At 42.1% G+C, this 21,469-nt stretch carries 15 protein-coding genes; 3 read left to right on the top strand and 12 right to left on the bottom strand.

Annotation, left to right across the window (positions count from 1 at the left end):
- Window positions 1-14 precede the first annotated feature (14 nt).
- The 3 genes from gcvH to LY624_RS04815 form a co-directional block, all read right to left on the bottom strand.
- Window positions 15-404, bottom strand: a complete 390-nt coding sequence (gcvH, locus tag LY624_RS04825; protein WP_341803985.1) for a glycine cleavage system protein GcvH — start codon at window positions 402-404, stop codon at window positions 15-17.
- 87 nt (window positions 405-491) lie between these two features.
- The gene (gene gcvT, locus LY624_RS04820) at window positions 492-1,574 is read right to left on the bottom strand and encodes a glycine cleavage system aminomethyltransferase GcvT (protein ID WP_341803984.1); all 1,083 of its coding nucleotides are present in this window, start codon (window positions 1,572-1,574) and stop codon (window positions 492-494) included.
- 180 nt (window positions 1,575-1,754) lie between these two features.
- Window positions 1,755-2,354 carry a hypothetical protein gene (locus LY624_RS04815; protein WP_062570363.1) on the bottom strand — a complete coding sequence of 200 codons (600 nt, stop codon included), beginning with the start codon at window positions 2,352-2,354 and terminating at the stop codon, window positions 1,755-1,757.
- Window positions 2,355-2,478: 124 nt separating this feature from the next.
- On the opposite strand from LY624_RS04815, the gene LY624_RS04810 reads away from it, so the two are divergent.
- Together LY624_RS04810 and LY624_RS04805 are read left to right on the top strand one after the other, a co-directional pair.
- Complete coding sequence (locus LY624_RS04810; protein ID WP_237119572.1) at window positions 2,479-3,324, top strand: LysR family transcriptional regulator; 846 nt, start codon at window positions 2,479-2,481, stop codon at window positions 3,322-3,324.
- A 311-nt stretch (window positions 3,325-3,635) separates the two neighbouring features.
- A complete protein-coding gene (locus LY624_RS04805) occupies window positions 3,636-5,786 on the top strand; it encodes a TonB-dependent receptor family protein (RefSeq protein WP_341803983.1) in 2,151 nt (716 codons plus the stop codon).
- A 334-nt stretch (window positions 5,787-6,120) separates the two neighbouring features.
- On the opposite strand, the gene nagP is transcribed toward LY624_RS04805, so the two are convergent.
- The 6 genes from nagP to LY624_RS04775 form a co-directional block, all read right to left on the bottom strand.
- Window positions 6,121-7,425, bottom strand: a complete 1,305-nt coding sequence (gene nagP, locus LY624_RS04800) for an N-acetylglucosamine MFS transporter NagP (RefSeq protein ID WP_237119574.1) — start codon at window positions 7,423-7,425, stop codon at window positions 6,121-6,123.
- Window positions 7,426-7,621: 196 nt separating this feature from the next.
- A complete protein-coding gene (locus LY624_RS04795) occupies window positions 7,622-10,165 on the bottom strand; it encodes a family 20 glycosylhydrolase (RefSeq protein WP_341803982.1) in 2,544 nt (847 codons plus the stop codon).
- Window positions 10,162-11,037: an ROK family protein gene (locus LY624_RS04790; RefSeq protein ID WP_130151106.1), complete on the bottom strand. Its 876-nt coding sequence runs from the start codon at window positions 11,035-11,037 to the stop codon at window positions 10,162-10,164. The genes LY624_RS04795 and LY624_RS04790 overlap by 4 nt, the downstream gene beginning before the upstream one ends.
- A gap of 23 nt (window positions 11,038-11,060) precedes the next feature.
- The gene (locus LY624_RS04785; RefSeq protein ID WP_341803981.1) at window positions 11,061-12,308 is read right to left on the bottom strand and encodes an MFS transporter; all 1,248 of its coding nucleotides are present in this window, start codon (window positions 12,306-12,308) and stop codon (window positions 11,061-11,063) included.
- Window positions 12,309-12,457: 149 nt separating this feature from the next.
- A complete protein-coding gene (locus LY624_RS04780; protein WP_341803980.1) occupies window positions 12,458-13,978 on the bottom strand; it encodes a tryptophan halogenase family protein in 1,521 nt (506 codons plus the stop codon).
- A 35-nt stretch (window positions 13,979-14,013) separates the two neighbouring features.
- A complete protein-coding gene (locus LY624_RS04775) occupies window positions 14,014-16,650 on the bottom strand; it encodes a TonB-dependent receptor (protein ID WP_341803979.1) in 2,637 nt (878 codons plus the stop codon).
- Between the two features lie 251 nt (window positions 16,651-16,901).
- Between LY624_RS04775 and LY624_RS04770 the strand changes: the two genes are divergently transcribed.
- Window positions 16,902-17,771, top strand: coding sequence for an AraC family transcriptional regulator (locus LY624_RS04770; RefSeq protein ID WP_130151102.1), 870 nt, complete (start codon window positions 16,902-16,904; stop codon window positions 17,769-17,771).
- On the opposite strand, the gene LY624_RS04765 is transcribed toward LY624_RS04770, so the two are convergent.
- Genes LY624_RS04765 through pepP form a run of 3 tightly spaced genes read right to left on the bottom strand, consistent with a single transcriptional unit; the run spans window position 17,772 to window position 21,450 of the window.
- Window positions 17,772-18,938 carry an FAD-dependent monooxygenase gene (locus tag LY624_RS04765; protein ID WP_341803978.1) on the bottom strand — a complete coding sequence of 389 codons (1,167 nt, stop codon included), beginning with the start codon at window positions 18,936-18,938 and terminating at the stop codon, window positions 17,772-17,774.
- Complete coding sequence (gene ubiH / locus LY624_RS04760; RefSeq protein ID WP_341803976.1) at window positions 18,935-20,116, bottom strand: 2-octaprenyl-6-methoxyphenyl hydroxylase; 1,182 nt, start codon at window positions 20,114-20,116, stop codon at window positions 18,935-18,937. Before ubiH ends, LY624_RS04765 begins: the two co-directional genes overlap by 4 nt.
- A gap of 8 nt (window positions 20,117-20,124) precedes the next feature.
- On the bottom strand, window positions 20,125-21,450 hold the full coding sequence (gene pepP, locus LY624_RS04755) for a Xaa-Pro aminopeptidase (protein WP_341803974.1): 1,326 nt from the start codon (window positions 21,448-21,450) through the stop codon (window positions 20,125-20,127).
- Window positions 21,451-21,469 lie beyond the last annotated feature (19 nt).

Raw genomic sequence — 21,469 nt, 5'->3', positions numbered from 1 at the left:
GCGTGACTAATTAATTAGTCTTCGTCGATTGTGTTAGTGTAGCCTTCAGCGTCTAACAGGTTATCAAGCTCTGATGTGTCAGATGCTTTGATACGGAATAACCAACCGTCAGTGTACGGGTCGTTATTTACTGTTTCAGGCGAATCTTCAAGATCTTCGTTGATTGCAACGATTTCACCGCCGATTGGTGCGTAGATGTCTGATGCTGCTTTTACAGACTCAGCTACTGCGCAGTCTTCACCCGCGTCAACTTCATCACCAACTTCTGGTAATTCAACAAATACCATGTCGCCAAGAAGTTCTTGTGCGTGCTCAGTGATACCTACAGTAAACGTACCGTCACCTTCGTCGCGAACCCACTCGTGTGAAGTAGCATATTTTAATTCGCTTGGGATATTGCTCATCTTTTTGTTCCTTTGGTTCTGTTACCAATCATGCTAACAACTCAACATGATTGGCATTATTAGGTGATAACACCAAATTTTTATAGTTTAGATAACTGATTTGCCGTTACGTACAAAGCAAGGTTTAACAACCTTAACGTTAACCAGTTTTTTACGCATCTCTACTTGGGCTGTTTCGCCAGTTGAACGCGGAACGCGTGCTAGCGCAACACTGTGACCAAGCGTTGGTGAGAATGTACCAGAGGTAATCACCCCTTCACCACCTTCAACGATGACTTTTAAACCGCTACGCAATACGCCTTTTTCTTCAAGCACTAAACCAACTAGTTTGTCTGTGCTCTTGTCAGCGCGTTGCTGCTCTAATACTTCACGACCGATAAACTTACGATCTTCTGGCTCCCATGCGATTGTCCACGCCATGTTTGCAGCAAGTGGAGAAACGCTTTCGTCCATATCTAGGCCGTAAAGGTTCATACCTGCTTCAAGGCGTAATGTATCACGCGCACCTAGACCAGCTGGCGCTACGCCTGCGTCTAGAAGTTGTTGCCATAAATCAGCAGCTTGATCGTTAGGTACTACGATTTCATAACCATCTTCGCCAGTATAGCCTGTTGTCGCAATAAATAAATCACCTGCTTGCACACCAAAGAAAGGCTTCATACCTTCAACAGCAGCTTGTTGCTCTGCGTTAAGTACTGTTGCTGTTTTAGCACGTGCATTAGGGCCTTGAACGGCAATCATTGCAAACTCAGGACGCTCAGTAACTGTTACGGCGAAATCAGCCGACACTTTAGCTAAATGCGCTAAATCTTTTTCGCGTGTCGCTGAGTTAACAACTAAACGGTAGTCAGTTTCTGAGAAGAAGTAGATGATAAGGTCGTCGATTACGCCGCCTTCTTCGTTAAGCATACCTGTGTAAAGTGCTTTACCCGGTACAGTTAACTTAGCAACGTCGTTTGCAACTAGCTTACGTAAGAACGCTTGTGCTTGCTCGCCTTGAACATCAACAATTGTCATGTGAGATACGTCAAACATACCTGCATCTGTGCGAACCGCATTATGCTCTTCGATTTGTGAGCCGTAGTTGATTGGCATTTCCCAGCCGTGAAAATCAACCATTTTTGCGCCAGCTTCTAGGTGCTTAGCATGTAAAACTGTTTTAGAAGTCATAATATTCCTTCACTTTTAAATTAACCCACAAGTTGTGGGGCGTGGCCTCAATTTAATGAGGGGGAATAACATGGGCGGCGATTATACATTAGTTGCACAGTTGTCACACCCAAATTGCGATTTTGTAACTAAAAAACAGCTAAACACCCAAGTGTATAGCTGTTTTAAAAACTTTCTATTTTAAGCAACGTTGGCTAAGGCTAAATCAAAGCCGAGCTGCTGTAAGTGCGTTTGCCATTTATCAAGCTCTGCTTGGCGCGCCACCAGCTGAAATTGCTGTGTTGCTTGGTTGTCTATAGCGGTTATAAATACTTCACCGCTTTGTGCACCATAGCAACTGCGCATGTCTGATAAACGCAGCCCTGGCGTAAGTTTAAAGCTGTCGACCAAGGCATCAAACGCTTGCTCACCACTTAAGGTTAACGCGCTTAAGTCGTCACGCATTACATAATCAATGTCGTAACGTAGTTGTTGCTCATTAATAAGCGACTGTAATTGCACGCTGGCATCTTTACCTAGCACAAAACGAAATGCGGTTTCATTAAAGTAGTACAGGGCGTAAGCGTAGCTGCTTGTTAGGTCATCGTCTAATGAACTACGTAAGCCTAAACCGCTGGCGGTTAGCTTATTAATATCAAGACCTAAAATAGCCGTTAAAAATGGGATTGCTTCAGTGCCACTAAAGTCCATAATGGCAGTATCGTTATTTGCTTGTAGCACGTTGTCTGCTGGGGTCTCAGCTTGGCTGTGGCGAGCAAACATTATTGGCGTAAAAGTCATATGTGACACCTATCAATCGTTAATGCTTGAAGTATATTGCGCCGTGCATACAACAACAAATTGTAATTATTTATCAATTGATAAATAATGCTTATATATATAGCCCTATAAATAGATTTTTTTTATGAAAAATATTTCTACCGACAGTTTACGTACCCTAGTCACCGTTGTTGAAGTAGGCGGCTTTGCCAAAGCGGGTGAGTTATTAGGGCTATCACAACCAGCTGTGAGCTTACAAATAAAGCGCCTAGAAGACATGCTTGGCCACAAGCTGTTTAAAAAACAAGGGCAGCGCCAAGTGCTTAACCAGTATGGCGAATTGCTCATGCCATTAGCTAAACAAATGCTGCAACAAAACGATGCCATTTTACAGCAGTTCACCAGCGAAAACGTCACCGGTAAAGTGCGCTTAGGGATCCCAAGTGAATTTGCTGCACGTATTCTCCCCTCGATCATTGGTGACTTTGTTGCCCTCTACCCTGACGTATCGCTCGAAGTGCGCTCGCGATTGAGTAAGCATTTATTGTCGGTCTCGCGCCAAGATCAATTCGATTTAGTACTGGCATTAAACGAAGAGCTCGAATCAGCCAAGTTCCCTATTTTTATGCAAGACCAACTAGTTTGGGTGGGTGATTTAAATCTTGCCCAAAATGATGTGGTAACGCTTGTAACCGCCCCTGAAGGGTGTATTTATCGCCGCCGTGCAATCGAAGCACTACAAAGTGCGGGTATTAAATACCGCATAGCTTACAGTAATGCCGACTTAACAGGCCTAACTGCCGCTTTAAAAGAAGGCTTAGGCATTACGGTGCTCGCAAAAAGTACCGTACCCAATGAGCTAAGCTACCAACTGCAAACCAAAGACCTCCCTGAACTGGGTCAAATCGGTATTAGTTTAATAAAACGTGCTGATGAAGCTGGTAACGCAGTAGATAAACTCGCTGAGTTTATAGCCTTACGCTTAACCTAAGGTTGAATCAGGATAAAAACAGTATTTGCGACACAAAAAAAGCCAAAATATCGTGCATGGTTAAAACTGTATATTGATATCAACCATTAAGTTATTGCACTTTCCTGTACAAAAAACTTAAAAGCCACCTGTAAAACCACCCTAAAACACTAGCTAAAGTATAGTATTACAATACTACTATAAAGCCATTTTACTCTTTTATATCAAAAACTTAATCATTAGTACCTATTTTAGTACAAATAGGATTGATTCGTATTATTTTCCATGTTTAAATTACAGCGTTTCAAAACCAAGCACAGACAGGACACACAATGACATCTAAGTTTATTGTTTCAGCACTTTCGACTGCAATCGCGTTATCATTAAGCGCTAATGCACTTGCAAAAGATGCAACAAAAGAAGAAAAAAGCTTTGAGCAAATTACTGTAATTGGCTCAGCTGCGGCTATTAATGATATTCCAGGTTCAGCAACGTTTATTAGCGAGCAAGAGCTAGAAAAGTTTGAATACACTGACATCTCACGTGTATTAAGCTCAGTACCTGGCGTTTATGTACAAGAGGAAGATGGCTATGGCCTTCGCCCAAATATTGGCATGCGCGGCACGGGCACTTCTCGTAATGATAAAATATCTGTAATGGAAGACGGCGTACTTGTAGCCCCTGCTCCATATTCTGCCCCTTCAGCTTATTACTTCCCTACTATGGGTCGTATGGAGTCTATCGAAGTACTAAAAGGTGCAGCCTCTGTTAAATATGGTCCTCGTACAACAGGTGGTGTTTTAAACTTAGTTTCTCGTAGTTTACCAACAGAAGGCTCTAAAGGATTGTTTAATGCCGAGCTTGGTAGTGATGGTTTTTATAAAGGCCACGCTTACTACGGTAAAAAGAAAAACAATGCCGCTGGCTTAGTTGAAGTTTTCTCTTATGGTGCTGATGGCTTTAAAGATCTACCTGTTGGCAGTGACAACACTGGCTTTGAGAAAAATGACTTACTATTAAAATTTGGTTTTGATTTTGGCGACAACGAAGCCCACAGCCTAGAAATGAAACTAAAGTATTCTGATGAGCGCTCTGATGAAACATATATGGGCTTAACAGATGCAGATTACAAAGAAAGTCCATACCGTCGTTATGCAGCATCACAAAACGATGAAATGAATACACGCCACAATGCGTATCAACTAAACTATGCATATCGTTTTGGTGACGGTTACGAACTACTGGCTACGGCTTATGTAAACGACTTTCACCGTAACTGGTATAAAGCAAGTAAAGTGGGTACAAGCTACCTTGAGCAATACAGCGAGTTTGAAGCAAACCCAACAAGCGAAGGTATCGAAGGCATTGGCGTAAAAGCGAATAACCGTGACTACCAAGCAAAAGGCTTACAAACTGAATTCCACATTCCAGCAGGTAACCACTACATTACTGTTGGCGCTCGTTACCATGAAGACGAGATGGACCGCTTTCAGTGGCAAGACACATACACGCTAAATCAAGACCTTTCAATGACGCTAACTGAAAGAGGCGTACGTGGTTCTGATAGTAACCGCGTAGATAGCGCTGAGGCGACAACATTTTTTATCCAAGATCAATGGACTCTTGACGCATTAATCATTAATGCTGGCCTACGCTACGAAGATATTACGATTACACGTGAAGAGTGGTCTAAGTCTGATCCAACACGCTCTAATGGCCTAACAAAAGATATCAGCAACGACAGCGATATTTTAGTGCCTTCACTTGGCGCAACTTATACATTAAACGACAACCTTACGCTGCTTGCTGGTATTCAAAAAGGTTACGCTCCAGCAGCGCCTGGTAACGCTGACCAAGAAGAAGAAGAGAGTGTAAATATTGAGCTTGGTGGTCGTTATGATTACGCTGGTATTACTGGTGAAGTCATTTACTTTAACTCTGACTACAGCAACATGCATGGTAACTGTACTGCAGCTGTAGGTTGTAGCGATGACAACATTGGCGACCAATACAACTATGGTGAAGTATCAGTATCTGGTTTTGAGCTAAGCGCGGGTAAAGTATTTACAAGCAATGCAGCATCATTCCCTGTTCGCTTAACATACACATACACAGACTCTGAGTTCGAAAACGATTTTGAATCTGACCTATGGGGAAGTGTAACAAACGGTGATGAAATGCCATACGTGCCTGAAAACCAGCTAGCCCTTTCTGTTGGTGCTGCATTCTCAAGCTTCGTATTCGATACGCAAATGCGCTATGTTTCAGATGCGCATGCAGATCTATCAGACTCAGGCCGCAATGCAATCGACAGCCGTGTAGTATGGGATTTAGCAGCTAAATACCTTATCGACGACAAACAAAAAGTATATCTAACTGTAGATAACTTGTTTGATAAGACTTACGTTGCAAACCGCGCTCATGGTGGTATTCAAACAGGTAAACCACGTACCCTACAACTAGGTTACAGCTACTCGTTCTAATAAAACGACTTAGCGAAAGTTTAAAAGCCGTGTGATGAAAATCCCACGGCTTTTTTGTGGAATAAATTCGCACGAAATAAATTTCACGCCCACGATAGCGCTTCTACCATTGAGTAGGCGTTATGCTTGCATGGCGCGTTTATATGAACAAAATTTATAAGACAAATCGCGCGAAATAAATTTCACGCCTACAACGGCATTTCTACCATTGCGTAGGCGTTATGCTTGCATGGCGCGTTTATAAAAGCATAACCATACGATAATCTATACGAAATAAAAAAGCCGCGGTGATGGGCGTACCGCGGCTTTGCCTAACTTGAATTATTACACCAAGTTATTTCCAACTTCTCATCTTATGACCCTTTAAGGCATAGAATAAGATAAATACATAGCTTGGGATCATCACAATGTATGCGCCTTGTGCACCAAGGCCAGCCACGTTCCCAAGGCCAATTAATAAAGGACCTAATGCACCACCAGCAATACCCATGATCAATAACCCTGAGGCTGTGCCAGTTAAACGGCCCAAGCCTGCAAGCGCTAAAGGCCAAATTGCAGGCCACACCATAGCATTAGCAAAACCGAGTAAAGCAATACATAAAAGAGGATCTGGAAGCTCTGGGCCACCAAATGGCACTAATAAAAAGTTTGAGATGATGAATGAGTCGTTGCTACCCATAACCACTAACAAGACTGTGATAATACCCGCAATACCCGACATTAATAACGCAGTTTGCTGGCTCATAAAGCGTGGGATAGTTAAAATACCAATTGCATAGCCAATTAACATACACGCCATGGTATATGAGGTCATCACTGAGTAGTCAGCTACACCAATTTGCAACGCGTACGAACCGATAGTATCAGCGGCAATCACTTCAACAGCAACGTATAGCGCAATACCAACAACACCTAAAACCAAATGTGGGTGTGCAAGAGTTTCTTTAATTTCGCCTTTGCCATTTGATGATTCATCTTCATCAAACACTAAATCAGGTAATGGGGCAAATTTAGCAAATGCCGCAAATAGCATGATTAAACCAGCAATCAACACATAAGGCATGATAAGGCTGTTCGCCATCATGTCTTTTTGTTCTTGCGATAGTTTACCCGCACCATCCACTACACCACTTACAACCACAGCGGCAAAAATAACAGGCACGATCACACCCGCAAACTTATTTAATAAGCCCATAATACAAACACGCACTGCGGCTGACTTTTCAGAGCCCATTTTAACCACATACGGGTTAACAGCAGTTTGTAAAACAGTTTGTCCAACCCCAATCATTAACTGAGCAAACAAAAAGATTTCGATCATTTGCAGTTTAGCGGCCGGAATATACATTAACGCCGACAAGGCCATAATAGCGCAACCAATCGCCATACCGTTTTTATATCCAACTCGTTTTATAAGCATTGCAGATGGAATACCGGCAACGGTTACAGCAATATAAAATGAGGAGATAATAAACGAAGCTTGTAACGGCGATAGCTCAAGCATTTGTTGTAAAAATGGTGTAATTGCGCCATTAAGCCAGGTTATACACCCTAGAATAAAAAACATCGAGCCGGCCAATACCATTGGCAGCCAGATGCTTTGTTTTGTGTTGTTGTCACACTCAACCGTTGCTTCCATAATTGTTCTCTTGGTTAATTATTTTTATTTGGCGGGTCATAATAGCAGCTTTCTGCCGTTTAATTTCCATACCAATCACAAAAATTTAATCATACACTAACAAAAATGACAGCGCTATCATTTTACTGTATACACAACATGAAAAAGCCGCAATCAGCAGGCTAATTGCGGCTTTAAAAATCGACAGTACTTTGATTTAATTAGTTAGTTTTAAAGCACGACCAGCCCTGTCATTATTGATACTCTTCGCTCTTACTTTGACAGCTTGCAAAGGTTTATTATGGCTATCGTAACGATGCCAATTTCCTAACTTATCTTGATACTCGATAGCAATATTTGGATAGGGAACAAACGCATCAATACCACTGTCCGTCTTTTTGGCTGCGACTGTGGGAATACGATAAAAGCGCCCTGCTTGCTCAAGCTTGGCAAGCTCTTTAAACCCAACAAGGGCTGCAAAGTGTTGCCAGTCTTGCTCTTTTTGTTGCTGCATGGCTAGAGTGAACTGTTGAGTTTTATGACTATAAATAGCGCCTTCCTTTTTATAATCAAGTTCCCACTCAGCTTTGTGCCATGCTCGCTCGGCAAGAGCAAACAAACGAGGGTACATCATGTACTCAGCTTGTTGATCGCTTCGTAATAGTTCAGACCATAAATGTCCTTGAATGCCGTATGCATCCGCCGTTCTTGCTGATTGGCTATCATCGGCGACGTAGGTTTGATGCTTCATAGAGCGCCAAATTTGCGCGTGTGCGGGTAAGTTATCCGGCATAAAAGAGAAGACTTTTTTACTGTCTATAGCACGACTTGCCCAATGATTTCCTCTTTCTTGTGGGTGTGACTGATAAGGAAAGTCAAAATAGGTAACATCAGGGCTGGTCACAACGACTTTCCAACCATTGTTTATGTGGTTATGCGCGACTTTGTGACCTTCGTCACTTAATGTTGCCCACGCATAGGAATGCACATTACTGGGCATATTGTTTACATTCACATCACTTAAACCATCGCTCCACCCCGCCACATTTAAGCCTTTATCAGCAACGAGCTTAGCAATTCTTTCAATAAAGTAACCATTGAACGAGTGTATCTTGTTTTTTTGCTGTAATGCGATACAACTTGGTGATTGTAGCCAAGCTCCTGCTGTTTCATCGGCACCAATATGATATGTGTTTAAAGGCACACCCGCTTCTTTATGAAGTGTAATAACCTCGTCTAAGATTTTATCGATAAAGTCATAGGTGGTATCAAGGCATACATTTAGCGTGTTGTCTTTGTAATGTTGGATAGAGCTATATGCGGTAGTGTCTTCAGGCTCGGTAAGTCGATATTGCTTTGCAAGGGCTGGTTTATTTAATGCCATAAAATGATTAAAACGTGCCTCCATTGCAACAACTGCTGCTCGAGAGTGCCCAGGCATATCAAATGAGGGGATCACTTCAACAAAATATTTTTTAGCGTGCTGTAAAATTTCAATATAGTCAGCGCGACTATAGTAGCCATTTATTCCAGAGTTAGCATTTATGCCAGCACCAAGCTGAGGTAGCAGGCAAGTTTGCTCTGTTAAATCAAAACACCTATTTGCTCCTACAGAGGTTAGTTCAGGAAGATCCGCAATCTGCAAACGCCAGCCTTCGTCATCAGCTAGATGTAAATGAAGCTTATTTAATTTATACGCAGCCATTTGCTCTATCGTATTTAAAATAAAAGCCTTTGATCTAAAATTACGGGCCACATCGATATGCATGCCTCTGTACTCATACCTAGCGCCGTCTGTAATTCTCAACTCAGGTAAGGTTAAATCATCTAAGCTTATTAAGGCTGCAAGACTTTGTAAGGCATAAAAAGCACCACTTGTATTGTTTGCATTTATAGTTATAGCGTTATTACGTAAGGTAAGTTCATACGCATCAGGTAACTGAGACGTTAATTGCTGCGATACATTAATCACAACCCCCTCTTTCGATTGTGGTACTCCTAACTTGGCTAATCGCTTTAATGCCGGTATGAGAGCAATATAATGCGACTTTTTAGCTACGACCTTTATGCCTTTGCTCAAATCAATACGCGAGCTTGAAAGCTGCTCAAGTTTTATAGGTGAAGGGATTAACCCTAACGGAGCTGTTTTAAATGTCGGTTTTGTGTAGCTATCATAAAGATAATTTGCGCCCATCCAAGGCGTTTCATCGTCATCGCTCACTTGTAGTTGTGCATCAGTGGTAAATGGTTGCAAGTACGGCTGTAGCTCAAGTTGTGTTTCATTATCGACAGATGTTTTAGTACTGGCAATAACCTTACTATCAAGCCCTGGTGCAGCGAGTATAAAGTTAGGTAAAAATTCTGAACGAGTAATTTGCGACTCTTGGCTATAAAACTGTACTGCAAATGCGGCATTTGCCGGCATATCTTTAAATGCTTGTTTAGCCGAAATACGATGAATATCGCCATTGATATGTTCAATATCAAACCACTTCGAATCGACCTTATAAACAGGCATTAATTGGCTAAAGTAAATGTGCCACTGTTGTGGGTCAATATCAGTGCTAGAGGTAAATGTAAGCGCTGAAAAATAACACTGCTTTTCATGTGGAGCTGGGCAGTTTACGGGGTTTGCATCTACCAACTGATAATTTACTTGTAGACTCTCTGCTAAATGATTTAACTCTGCTTGAGTCGCACTTTGGGCTGAATGATTCAGCAATAGCAACCCTGCTATAACCGATAAAATAACCTTGTTCATGATGCTTGTTCCAATAAATTCGTTTCAGATGCAGCAAGTTGAAATAACTCATAACCACCGAGTAATGGCGCATTGTCACCAAGCTCACTAATGGTAATTTGCAGCGACTGCATAATAATGGGCTGCACCAGTAAGGCGAGTTCCGATTTAAGCGCAGGCATAAATAGCGCGTGGGATTGAGCAACAGACCCACCCAACACAACTTTATCTGGATTAAAGGCAAGTATTACCTGATTAATAGCATGTGCAAGGTGCTGCCCTAGCTGCGTAAATAAACGCAGTGATTGAGTGTCGCCGTTAAGTGCGTTGTTATAAGCTGCGCGACCTGTGGTTTGTTGATTTTTAAAAAACTGCCCAGATGTGTAGTCTTCGATAATGCCATCTAAATAGGGAAAACTACCAAACTCGCCTGCCGCAGAATGCTTACCTGTGTATAGTTGCTCATTTAAAATAAGCCCTGCCCCCAGCCCTGTGCCAATGCAGACACCAACAAGATTATCGTCTGGGTTTACCTGAGAATATTTATACTCCCCCATCGCAAAGCAATTTGCATCGTTATGGATCAGAACCGGTAAGTTAAAACGATTCTCTAATAATGTTTTTAAAGGAACATCATACCAATGGGGAATATTGATCGTTTCAATAACCACACCTGTCGGCTGTAACACCATACTTGGCACGCCAACAACGATGCCTTTGCAATGTTTATCTATCACGTGATCAATTATGCGATACAAAAATTGATTCATCTGCTGCTTAGTTAAATGGCTATCAACGTCAAAGTAATGTTTTTCCTTGATCCCTTGCTCATCAACTTGAGCAACCAGTGCTTTAGTTCCACCTAAATCTACGCATAAAATGGTGTCTGACATCTCAGCCTCTACTCTAAATTTATTTAAATCGACGCTTGCGCGTTACGCTTAAAAATATTAATGGTGTGATTATTAACAAGTGGCTTGGCCCATATTCCCACACTGAATAAGTAAACCAGTGGAATAAGTACAACCAATAGAGCCAACTGCAAGCTATTAGTCAGGTCGCTAATCAAACCGATGGTTGGCGATGCAAGCGCTCCACCGATAATCCCTGTACATAAAACACCTGATACAGCTCCATGCCCATATGACACTGAGTTCAGGGCAAGAGAAAATATTACGGACCACATAATAGATAAGAAAAATCCAACCGCAGGAAAAGCCATCACTGCAACCTCTTTACTACCGAATATTGCAGCAATAAAGCAGGCACTAGCAGCAACACTAAAACCTTGTAATACACGCTTAGCGTTGAACAGTTTCAATAATATAATCCCCAATAAACAGCCTAATGTGAGTGCTAACCAAAAATGGCTGACGACTTGTGCGCCTTGAGTTTGTGGATCGATTTGATGATATCTTTCTAGAAAAACTGAAATTGAATTCGCAACGCCTTGTTCAATAGCCACATAAGCAGCAATAGCAAAAAAGAACTTAATCACAGTACGGTCTTTTAAAAGCGCTAAGCTGTCTGTGAGATGTAACGTTTCGCTGTTGTCGTCGGCCTTTTTCGCCATAGGTACAAGTGATACAGCAAACAACATCACGGCACATACCAATGCAAAGATTAAATACATGCTGAGCCAACTCATATTCTCTGGCACCCACTGTAGTAACCAACTCTTCTCACCTCTGTTGGCAGAGCCCGCTATGTGGCTATACACTAATGGAGAAATGCTCGCAGCGAGGCCAAACATTAGTTGAGCAGCAACCGATAACACCGCAAAGTTATGTGCACCGCCACTGGCTCTGAGTAACGGGTTAATAGCAACTTGCAGCATCGCCATTGAACAACCAATCAAAAATAACGCGAGCATAGCAACAAAAAAGGTCGGCATAGTTACAAAAATAACACTGCCAATCAGCGCTAATAAAAACGCTAGCTGCATGATTTTCTTTTCACCAAATTGCTGCACCAATAAGCCCGCGGGAATTGACATCACGCCGTACGCAATAAAAAAAGCAAATGCAAAGAAACCAGCTAGTGCCAAGCCTATGTCATAGCTTTCTATTAATGCCGGAAACAAAGGTGCCAGCAAGTTAGTGATAAAAGAGATAGTAAAAAATGTAAAAAGTAACAAAGTTACTAATAAGTAATTAATTTTCATTGTTATATACCTAAATTAAGCAGAGTGGTGATTGCATTTGCTTGTGGGCGGACAAACAAAATGATCCAAGGGGTGGTAATCACCACTCTTAATTCTTAGTGTGCTTAAAAAATTAAAGCCATGTGACATTTATCAAGCGATTACTAATACTATTCAAAGTTGTTTTGCTGCATTGCCTTAAGCTGCATTATGTGCGGTTCGAAGTGCTTGCTACATAACGACTCTAAATAGGCATGAGCGGCTAAATCGATCTCTTGTTGAGCGCTTTCAGTGGGGGCATTTAACGCGCTATCTCTATAGTCCATACCTGCCAGTAAGCTGTACCAACTCGGCCTTGAGTAAACGCTTTCTGGGTATTGATGATATAAATAAGCATCAAAATCATCGCCGTTTCGCCATGCTGCTAACAATGGCTCTAACCTAGTTGGTATCTCGGTAGTCTGTGTTACAGCACGCCAATAAGCGCTATCACGACGCTTTGATGTCGCATAATGCGCACAAATATAATCTTTAATCCCATTCACTAAATAATGGAGTTGCTGATTGGTATGTAGTCTTAGCTTTTCAGTTTGTGTAGGACTTGTTTGAATTTTTGATATAGCCTTACTAAGCCACAAAATAGATTGCTGGGTAACCATCAGTGATGTCGCCTCAAGAGGTTCGATAAAGCTCTGTGCTAAGCCTATTGCCATGACATTTTTTTGCCATGCAGACGAGCGTGCCCCTACTTTCATGGACACATGTCTGAACTCAACGTCATTCACTGAAATATTAAGCGTTGCTGCAAGCTCTTGCTCTGCCTGTTGTTTTGAGAGAAAAGCCGAGCTATAAACATAGCCTGTGCCAACTCGTGAGGTTAAAGGTATTTGCCAAAGCCAACCTGCACTCAACGCAGTTGAATGTGTCGCAGCTTGTAGCGGCTGATTCATATTTTGTGGGCACGCTACAGTTACAGCGCTGTCATTTAATAGCTGATCTGTAAAAGGTTGAAACCTACAGCCGAGTGTTTCACCAATTAAGAGCGCGTTAAAACCACTTGCATCAATATAAAAATCAGCATTAACCGGTGCTGAGTGTTTTAGTTTCAGCTCGCTTATTTCACCTTGAGCATTTGTTATTGCTGCAACAAATTCATCATCAATATGTGTAACACCACGCTCGATTGCATAGCCCTTTAGAATATGAGCTAACTTTTTGGCATCAAAGTGATAACCATAGTGCTGCTCACGCACCATTGGGCTTTTGGCTTTCGGGCTTAACGCGTTTTTTGCAAGATGTCCTGTTAAAAAATAACTATCGGGGCCACACCACTGCTCATGACCGCGACGTCTTGCATTGGCATTTACAAAAAATACCTCCGCGGTGTTGATATCCATCTCACTATAAAAGGGATGAAAATAAGCACGGTGATCACCATTCCAATTTTTAAAGTAAATACCCGCTTTAAATGTCGCATCGCAATAAGGCATCCACTGCTGCTCAGCAATCCCCAACTGTTGCATAAACTGTTTTAAATGAGGTGTAGATCCTTCTCCTACACCGATAGCGCCGATTTTACTCGACTCAATCAGGGTAATATCCAGATCAGTGTGGAATTTGCTTAGGTAAGCAGCACACATCCAACCGGCTGTACCACCCCCTAAAATTGCTAACTTTTTAATTTCTTTCATAGGGTGTTTAGGCCGTATTACACGGCCTAACTCCATTAAAATTTATAGCTAACACTTAGATAGTAACGAGAACCAAATTCAATGGTATTTTGTGTAAGACCATAGTTGGTATCGTATGATTGGATAACCTCGTTGGTAAGGTTTACACCTTCAAGGCTGACATCAAGATTTTCCATCGCATGCCAAATGATTGAAGCATCAATTTGCTGATAATCATCGTTTTTCACAGCTTGGGCCGCACCAACACCAATCCACTCGCTGCGCCAGTTGTACGCAAGTCGAGTGCTGATGTAAGCATTTTCATAAAACAATGACGCATTGAAGCTATTTTCCGACACCCCTGGCACCATTTCTTTGGTGTTATCAGGGGTATTGGTTTCGCTATCAACGTAAGTGTAATTGGTTATAAAGCCAATCCCATTATCAAAGCTATGCTGAAGCTGTAGCTCTAAACCTGTTACTTCACCGTCACCATTACTACGCGGTCTGGTAACACGGCATTGATCATAAAGATCTGGGCTCGCACCACAGCCATCAACGGTTTCAACCGCTTCTGTTGAGAAAACAACATTCTCAATCTGCTTAGTAAATAACGCTGCTGAAAACATTGATGCATCAGTAAAGTAATACTCTATACCTAAATCAGCTTGATCAGCCTCATACGGTTTTAAATCTGGATTACCACCTGTTGCATTACCAAAGTTTTCATTAATAGCTAAACCAGGTTTTAAATCACTGTAGTTGGTACGCGCCATTACCTGCGATGCTGCCGCACGAATAATAATGTTATCTGTTAAATCATAGGCAAAGTTAATGCTTGGTAAGAAGTTATCGTAATCGATGGTTTCTTCAAACTGTTGACCTGCTGCAAAACCTTGTGATGTTTGCTCTGTTTCAACATAGCGCACACCCATATTACCGCGATAGTTTTCACCACTGAAATCGGCTTTTACGTACACAGCAATCATATCTTCATCAACCGAGAAGGTATTACCTAGATTTGCAACTTCAGTGAGCGCACCGGCTTTGTACTTATCTGAAATAAACCCCCACCATTTGTCGGTATCAAGATAGGCATATGAATCAAGTGTGTGGCCTGAAGATTGTGAGTGTAGGCCTGTAAAAACACCGCCACTCCAGTTTGCAAAATTACCGTCTGGCACAAAACCAATTATTTCATCGGGATTACGATTAAACGCGACCCGAGAAAACTCACTGCGATTAAATTTAATACCGGTTTCAAGCGCAGTAAAAAATTGGCCGTCTAGGATAAATTCAAGATCTAATTGCGCATAGCTCACTTCATGCTCTTGCACTGTGGTTTCATAGTTAGCTTCTTGTGCATGCTTAAGCTGCGAAGCATCTGTCGCATCAAGTGATGTTAACCATACTTGGTAGGGTCCTGTTGCATCATAGGTAAAACCTCCATCGGTACTATTTTGTCCATCAGGAAATGCCGGATCACCAATTTTATCGCCTTCATCTGTTGCGGGGATCCACCAAGAAGATGCACCAAACTGAGTACCGCCATCGGATGTCGACTGACCAATAACCCCTGATAAAGTAAAGCTATCGCCTACATATTTACCCGATAGGTTTAATACATCAGCCTTCATGTTAACGGCATTACGCACCACAGGGTTGTATATAATAGATGCATACCCAGGCTCGATTGTTGCCTGCTCTGTTCCCCCTAATGAATTATTAACAACATTAGATGAGCCCATACCACGCGCACTGACTGTTAAAAAGTTATGGTTTACATGCGGGTTATCGAATTCAAAACGAAAATAATCAACGACAAACTCTGTATTATCGGTTGGTGTAAATTGTGCCGTGAGTTGCGCACTTGTTCTCTCACGCTCAGCTTTAAATGCTTGCGAGCCAATACTCCATGCACCTACCGTCGATTGTTGATTTGTACCTTGATCTTCTGCGAAGTACTCGTAATAGCCACCTATGGACTCTAATACATGACGACCAGATGTTAACTGTTCATATGAATAGGCTGCTAGCACACCAAATTTTTCGTTATCGTCTTTCCAACTGAATAGCACAGAACCGCCTGGATCCGTTTCATCGTACAGCGAGCTTCTTGCCAGCTCAGCCGACACCATGAGCGTATTTGTATCAAGGTCTAAAGGCTTACGCGTTGTTAAGTTAACCGTGCCGCCTAGAGCACCTTCTTCAATATTTGCTTCCGGCGTTTTGAACACTTCAACAGCAGATACTTGCTCAGCCGATAATAGCTCCATATTGAAAGTACGTGTGGCAGGGCCTAAGTTATACCAAGATGTACTTGCCACTGTTTGTCCATTTAATAACACACGTGACTGCTCTGGTGCTGTACCACGGATTGTCACGCCACTTACTTCGCCGTATTGACGGTCAACAGTTACCCCTGAAATACGTTGCAGTGCATCACCAATATTTTTATCAGGAAACTTACCAATATCTTCTGCGGTGATAGCATCGACAACACCGTCGGCAAATCGTTTGGTATTCATAGACGCTTCTAATGAGCGGCGAATGCCTCTTACTTCGATGGTTTCGATGTCGTCTTTAGCATCAATCTCTTGAGCATAACTTGTTGTTGGTGCGCTAAATAATGTTGAAGTACATATTGCCAATATGCTTAGTCGAAATGGTGCTTTGGTGTGTTTAATCTTCATTCCTAGTCCCTATTTATTGTTATAAAAGCGGCACTAGGTTATCCCGTTAACCTTACGTTAAGAGGTACAATTCTTACCTGTTCTAGTATTTTTCTATCAATTAATGCCTATTTATGACGAAAATTTAAACCATGGTAATAAATAAGAGTAAGCTTGGAGCAGGTTAATACCAAAAGGTAATAGAATAGTATCACTATCAATCTTAACATTTGCTCAAATAAGGAAATTAAAAATAATAATAGGCTGATTCAATGCGTGCAATGTGCGAAAAAGTGATCCCCAATACAAACTCATCGTGGCGATACTGTAAATATCAGCTTGATTACATTCCATTTAATTGGCATTACCACCCAGAATTTGAAGTCTGTTTAACACTGAATAGCCAAGGTGTATGTCATATTGGTGATTATATTGCGCCTTATGACGAGTTAGATTTAGTTTTACTTGGCCCTGATTTGCCCCACACATGGCAATCAACACCCAATCAGGATCAGAGCAACCAAGTTGTTCATGTTGCACAAATCCCCAAGCAATGGTTATTTCAACTGATTGATAGCCACCCAGAGCTACACTCCCTAGAAGGGTTACTCCTAGACTCTTATCAAGGACTAAAATTTTCAAAAGCATGTGCTCGACATGCTAAATCATACTTTGAAGAAATTGAACACAGTGAACCGTTTGAGCAATATTTAGGACTATTAAAATTACTAAGACTTATGAGCCAAGATAACAGTGCCTTGTCGTTATCAAGCTCTGGGTTTCGATATACCGACAGAACAGATCCTAGCAAAGATAAGTTTGATAAAGTAATTGAATATATTTACCAATACTACACAGAGCCGCTATACGCAGAGCAACTCGCTAAAATGGCACATATGAGTACAAACCATTTTCATCGTTTTTTTAAAAAACGAATGGAGCGAACGCTCACTGAGTTTATTAATCAGCTTAGAATTGGTAAGGCATGCAAGTTACTGATTAATACAAATCGTTCTATCACAGCAATTAGCGATCAGTGCGGATTTAAAAACGCATCAAACTTTAATCGACGTTTTTTAACGTTAAAAGGCTCGACACCGAGCCAATTTAGAAAACGTTTGAAACAAAAATCGCTAATATAGCTATTTACCAATGGCCTCTTTGGCAAATAAGTGCTTAATTGGCCCAAGGTTGTCTACAAGGCTTAAGCCAACGCCACGGACAAGTTTTTTCAGTGGGTTAGCGCCTGCAAATAGCTCTTTTAAGCCTTGCATCATGGCAATATGTTTTTGTGCATCAAGCTTACGAGTACGTTCATAATCACGCAGCGTACGTGCACTTGCAAACTCGCCTTGCTCATTACTTAATAGCTCAATTAAATACGCGGCGTCTTTAAGACCAAGGTTCATACCTAAACCGGCTAATGGGTGAATGGTATGCGCTGCATCGCCCATTAATACCACTTTGCCCGACACCCACTGCTGGGCATAACGCATCTTAAGTGGAAACGCCATGCGCTCACTTTGCACTTCACATAAACCACATTGGCCATCGAGGGCTGCCATAACCGCTTTATTAAAGTTGCTATCATCAAGCGCTAAAAGTGTGTCGCAATGCTCTGGACTTGTTGACCAAACAATTGAGTGCGTATGTTTATCTGGCAAGGGTAAAAACGCCAGCGGTCCAGTTGGCAAAAACACTTGGCGTGCGGTGTTGTTATGCTCTTCAGCAGTTTTAACCGTGGCAACAATGGCGTGATGGTCATAATCTTTAAAAGTAATTGGCATGTTAAACTGCTTGCGAATAGCCGAGTTAGCACCATCAGCCGCCACTAATAGTTTAGCAATCACAGGCTCGCCGCTTTCAAGGGTAATAAACACATCAGAGTCGGTTTGATGAATTTGCTGATAGCGAGTTTCGAACAATAAAGTGGCATTACTTTGCTTTTCAAGTTCGCCAATTAAAGCGTAGCGAATAATGTCGTTTTCGACGATATGACCTAGCTGCGGTAAGTCGAGATCGTTATGATCAAAATGAATTTTGCCAAAGCTGTCTTGATCACGTACATCCATCGACGTATAGGGTGTAGCACGTTGTTTAATGATCTCTGGCCATACATTTAATGACTCAAATAAACCCTGACTAGCCAAGCTCAATGCGCTCACGCGAAGTGCATAATCATCACCCGGTAAGGTTTGATTTTTACTCGCATCAATCACCACAACGCTGATATCTGCTTTTGCTAAACCAAGTGCTAGCGTAAGGCCAACACAGCCACCACCGACAATACAAACTTGTGCTTGTTTCATATCCGTTTACCTTGCTTAACCTGACCCATAAGCTGTTTTGCCAGCGGGGTTTTTAACGAGGAGAATAAATCCATTGAGAAAAGGCCAATGCTGCGACCCAGCGCGAGCAATCGTGATGAGTTAGAGAACAAACGCACTAGGCTGTCTGTGAGTGTCATCACGGTCGTAATATCTTTACTGCGAGTTTGGCTGTAATAACGGGTAAAGGCGTAATCACCAAGATCGCTTCTATTTGCCATATCACACAATAATTGCACATCACGCAGGCCTAAATTAAAGCCCTGCCCGGCAATTGGGTGAATAGCATGCCCTGCATTACCAATTAATACTGTACGATGGCTACTCAATGATTCGGCTTTACCGTACACAAGCGGATAACTTGCACGCATACCCACTTTGCTAAATGAGCCGCCGCAGTAACCAAATGCTTTTTGTAACTCAGCTAAAAAGGCATCGTCTTCAAGCGCCATAGTGTGCTCAATTTGCTCAGGTTCCATGCACCACACCAGTGAGTATCGGTTATTACTCATTGGCAACAACGCCATTGGGCCGTGCTCAGTAAAACGCTCAAAAGCATGATGATGATGACCAGCAGCTACTTCGATGTTGGCAATAATCGCCGCTTGCTGATATGCGCGGGTATTAAATTCAATATTAGCCAGTTTACGGCTTTGCGAATGAGCGCCATCGGCAATCACCACAAGCTTTGCGCTTAACTGCTCGCCCGAGCTCAGCGTGATGTTGGCACAGTCGCTTTGGTATTCAAGCTTGGCAACCGTATCAGGGCAAAACAAACTAACATCAGTACGCGTAAGTTGCTGATGAAGGCTACGCCCAAATGGGTTTACTTCGACCACATAACCAAGGGCATCATGGCCATATTCTTGGCAATCAATATGCGTTTTACCAAAATGACCACGGTCAGAGACAGTTACTTTTTTAATCGCTGCCGCAAATGGTGCTTGGCAATCAAAGGCATTGATTGATTTTAAGTACTGAACAGACTGTTGAGCAAGCGCAATGCTTCTATCATCAAAGCTAGGGTGATAGTCTGCGCTTACTTCATTTGCCTCAATTACAGCGATTGATAACTGCTTGTTGCTCTGTTTTAGGCCCAGTGCACAACTTGCACCCGCCATTCCACCGCCGATAATGACAACATCAAACTGCTTTGCCACGCTTGCTCCTAGCCTTTGTTTGCTTGCATCACTGCTTCAATGTCACGAATGGTTTTAGGAACCGAAATAGTCAGGTTTTCATGGCCATCTTCAGTGACAAGTAAGTTATCTTCAATACGAATACCAATGCCTTTATATTGCTCTGGTACTTTTGCATCTTCGCTAATATATAAACCAGGCTCGATGGTGAGCACCATGCCTGGCTCAAATACGCGCTCTTTTTCATCAAGCTTATATTCGCCAACATCGTGTACGTCTAACCCTAGCCAGTGACCAAGGCCATGCATGTAAAATGCTTTGCAGGCTTGGTTTGCTATTAGCTCATCAAGCTCGCCGGTTAAAATACCTAAATCAATCAGCCCTTGCGTTAATACTGTTGAGGCTAATTCATTGGCTTTCGATAAACTACCGCCCGGCTTTACTTGGCTAAATGCAGCTTCTTGAGCTGCTAATACAATGTTGTAAAGCGCCGCTTGTGGTTCGCTAAACTTGCCATTGATTGGGAAAGTACGTGTGATATCTGCCGCATACCCTTCAAGTTCACAGCCAGAATCAATTAATACTAAATCGCCATCTTTTAGCTCAGCATCATTTTGTGTGTAGTGCAAAATATTGGCGTTATCGCCACTGCCGACTATCGTGCCATAAGCAGGATGACGAGCACCATTCATTGCATAATGATGATGAAGCTCAGCTTCTAATTGGTATTCAGTTGCACCAGGTTTGGCAAACTGCATAGCGCGAATATGGCCTTGTGCACTAATTTCGCACGCTGTACGCATAATGTTTAATTCTGCGTCAGATTTAAACAAACGCATCTCATGCACTAAACCACGAATATCTTTAATGGTATGTGGGGCTTTATAGCCTTTTTTAGGTGCGCCGCGAAGTGTGCTTAATAAATCCCAAATTTTTGCATCAAAATTTGCGTAAGTGCCTTGTGCATAAAATAAAATCTGCTGGCCGTTCACCAAATCTAATAATTGTTCATCTAGTTCACTAAGTGGGCAAGTTGCGTCGAATAAGTACTCAGATTTAGCTTTTTCGAAGCCAATTCTACGGCCATGCCAAATTTCAGCTAGTTTGTCTTTGTTACGGCAAATTAGGGTACTTGGTGTATCGCTCGACGGGCAAAGCACTAAAACCGCATCCGGTTCGTTAAAGCCTGTTAGGTAGAAAAAGTCACTGTCTTGGCGAAATGCATATTCAGTATCACGGCTACGTGTTACTTCTCCTGCCGCAGGAATAATAGCGACACTGTTTTTATCCATCATCGCAAGCAAGCGCTCGCGACGGGCTTTAAATTCAGCTTTATCGATTGCAATAGACGACATGCTAAACCTCTGTAATTTG

Source organism: Pseudoalteromonas sp. N1230-9 (assembly GCF_032716425.1).
Lineage (GTDB): Bacteria > Pseudomonadota > Gammaproteobacteria > Enterobacterales > Alteromonadaceae > Pseudoalteromonas.
The sequence above is the reverse complement of the archived record's forward strand: the minus strand, read 5'-3'. Positions and strand labels throughout refer to the sequence as shown.

What these genes read in the sequence shown, in the direction of transcription:
- gcvH (WP_341803985.1), bottom strand. Translation starts at nt 404, where the DNA reads ATGAGCAATATCCCAAGCGAATTAAAATATGCTACTTCACACGAGTGG.
- gcvT (WP_341803984.1), bottom strand. Translation starts at nt 1,574, where the DNA reads ATGACTTCTAAAACAGTTTTACATGCTAAGCACCTAGAAGCTGGCGCA.
- LY624_RS04815 (WP_062570363.1), bottom strand. Translation starts at nt 2,354, where the DNA reads ATGACTTTTACGCCAATAATGTTTGCTCGCCACAGCCAAGCTGAGACC.
- LY624_RS04810 (WP_237119572.1), top strand. Translation starts at nt 2,479, where the DNA reads ATGAAAAATATTTCTACCGACAGTTTACGTACCCTAGTCACCGTTGTT.
- LY624_RS04805 (WP_341803983.1), top strand. Translation starts at nt 3,636, where the DNA reads ATGACATCTAAGTTTATTGTTTCAGCACTTTCGACTGCAATCGCGTTA.
- nagP (WP_237119574.1), bottom strand. Translation starts at nt 7,425, where the DNA reads ATGGAAGCAACGGTTGAGTGTGACAACAACACAAAACAAAGCATCTGG.
- LY624_RS04795 (WP_341803982.1), bottom strand. Translation starts at nt 10,165, where the DNA reads ATGAACAAGGTTATTTTATCGGTTATAGCAGGGTTGCTATTGCTGAAT.
- LY624_RS04790 (WP_130151106.1), bottom strand. Translation starts at nt 11,037, where the DNA reads ATGTCAGACACCATTTTATGCGTAGATTTAGGTGGAACTAAAGCACTG.
- LY624_RS04785 (WP_341803981.1), bottom strand. Translation starts at nt 12,308, where the DNA reads ATGAAAATTAATTACTTATTAGTAACTTTGTTACTTTTTACATTTTTT.
- LY624_RS04780 (WP_341803980.1), bottom strand. Translation starts at nt 13,978, where the DNA reads ATGAAAGAAATTAAAAAGTTAGCAATTTTAGGGGGTGGTACAGCCGGT.
- LY624_RS04775 (WP_341803979.1), bottom strand. Translation starts at nt 16,650, where the DNA reads ATGAAGATTAAACACACCAAAGCACCATTTCGACTAAGCATATTGGCA.
- LY624_RS04770 (WP_130151102.1), top strand. Translation starts at nt 16,902, where the DNA reads ATGCGTGCAATGTGCGAAAAAGTGATCCCCAATACAAACTCATCGTGG.
- LY624_RS04765 (WP_341803978.1), bottom strand. Translation starts at nt 18,938, where the DNA reads ATGAAACAAGCACAAGTTTGTATTGTCGGTGGTGGCTGTGTTGGCCTT.
- pepP (WP_341803974.1), bottom strand. Translation starts at nt 21,450, where the DNA reads ATGTCGTCTATTGCAATCGATAAAGCTGAATTTAAAGCCCGTCGCGAG.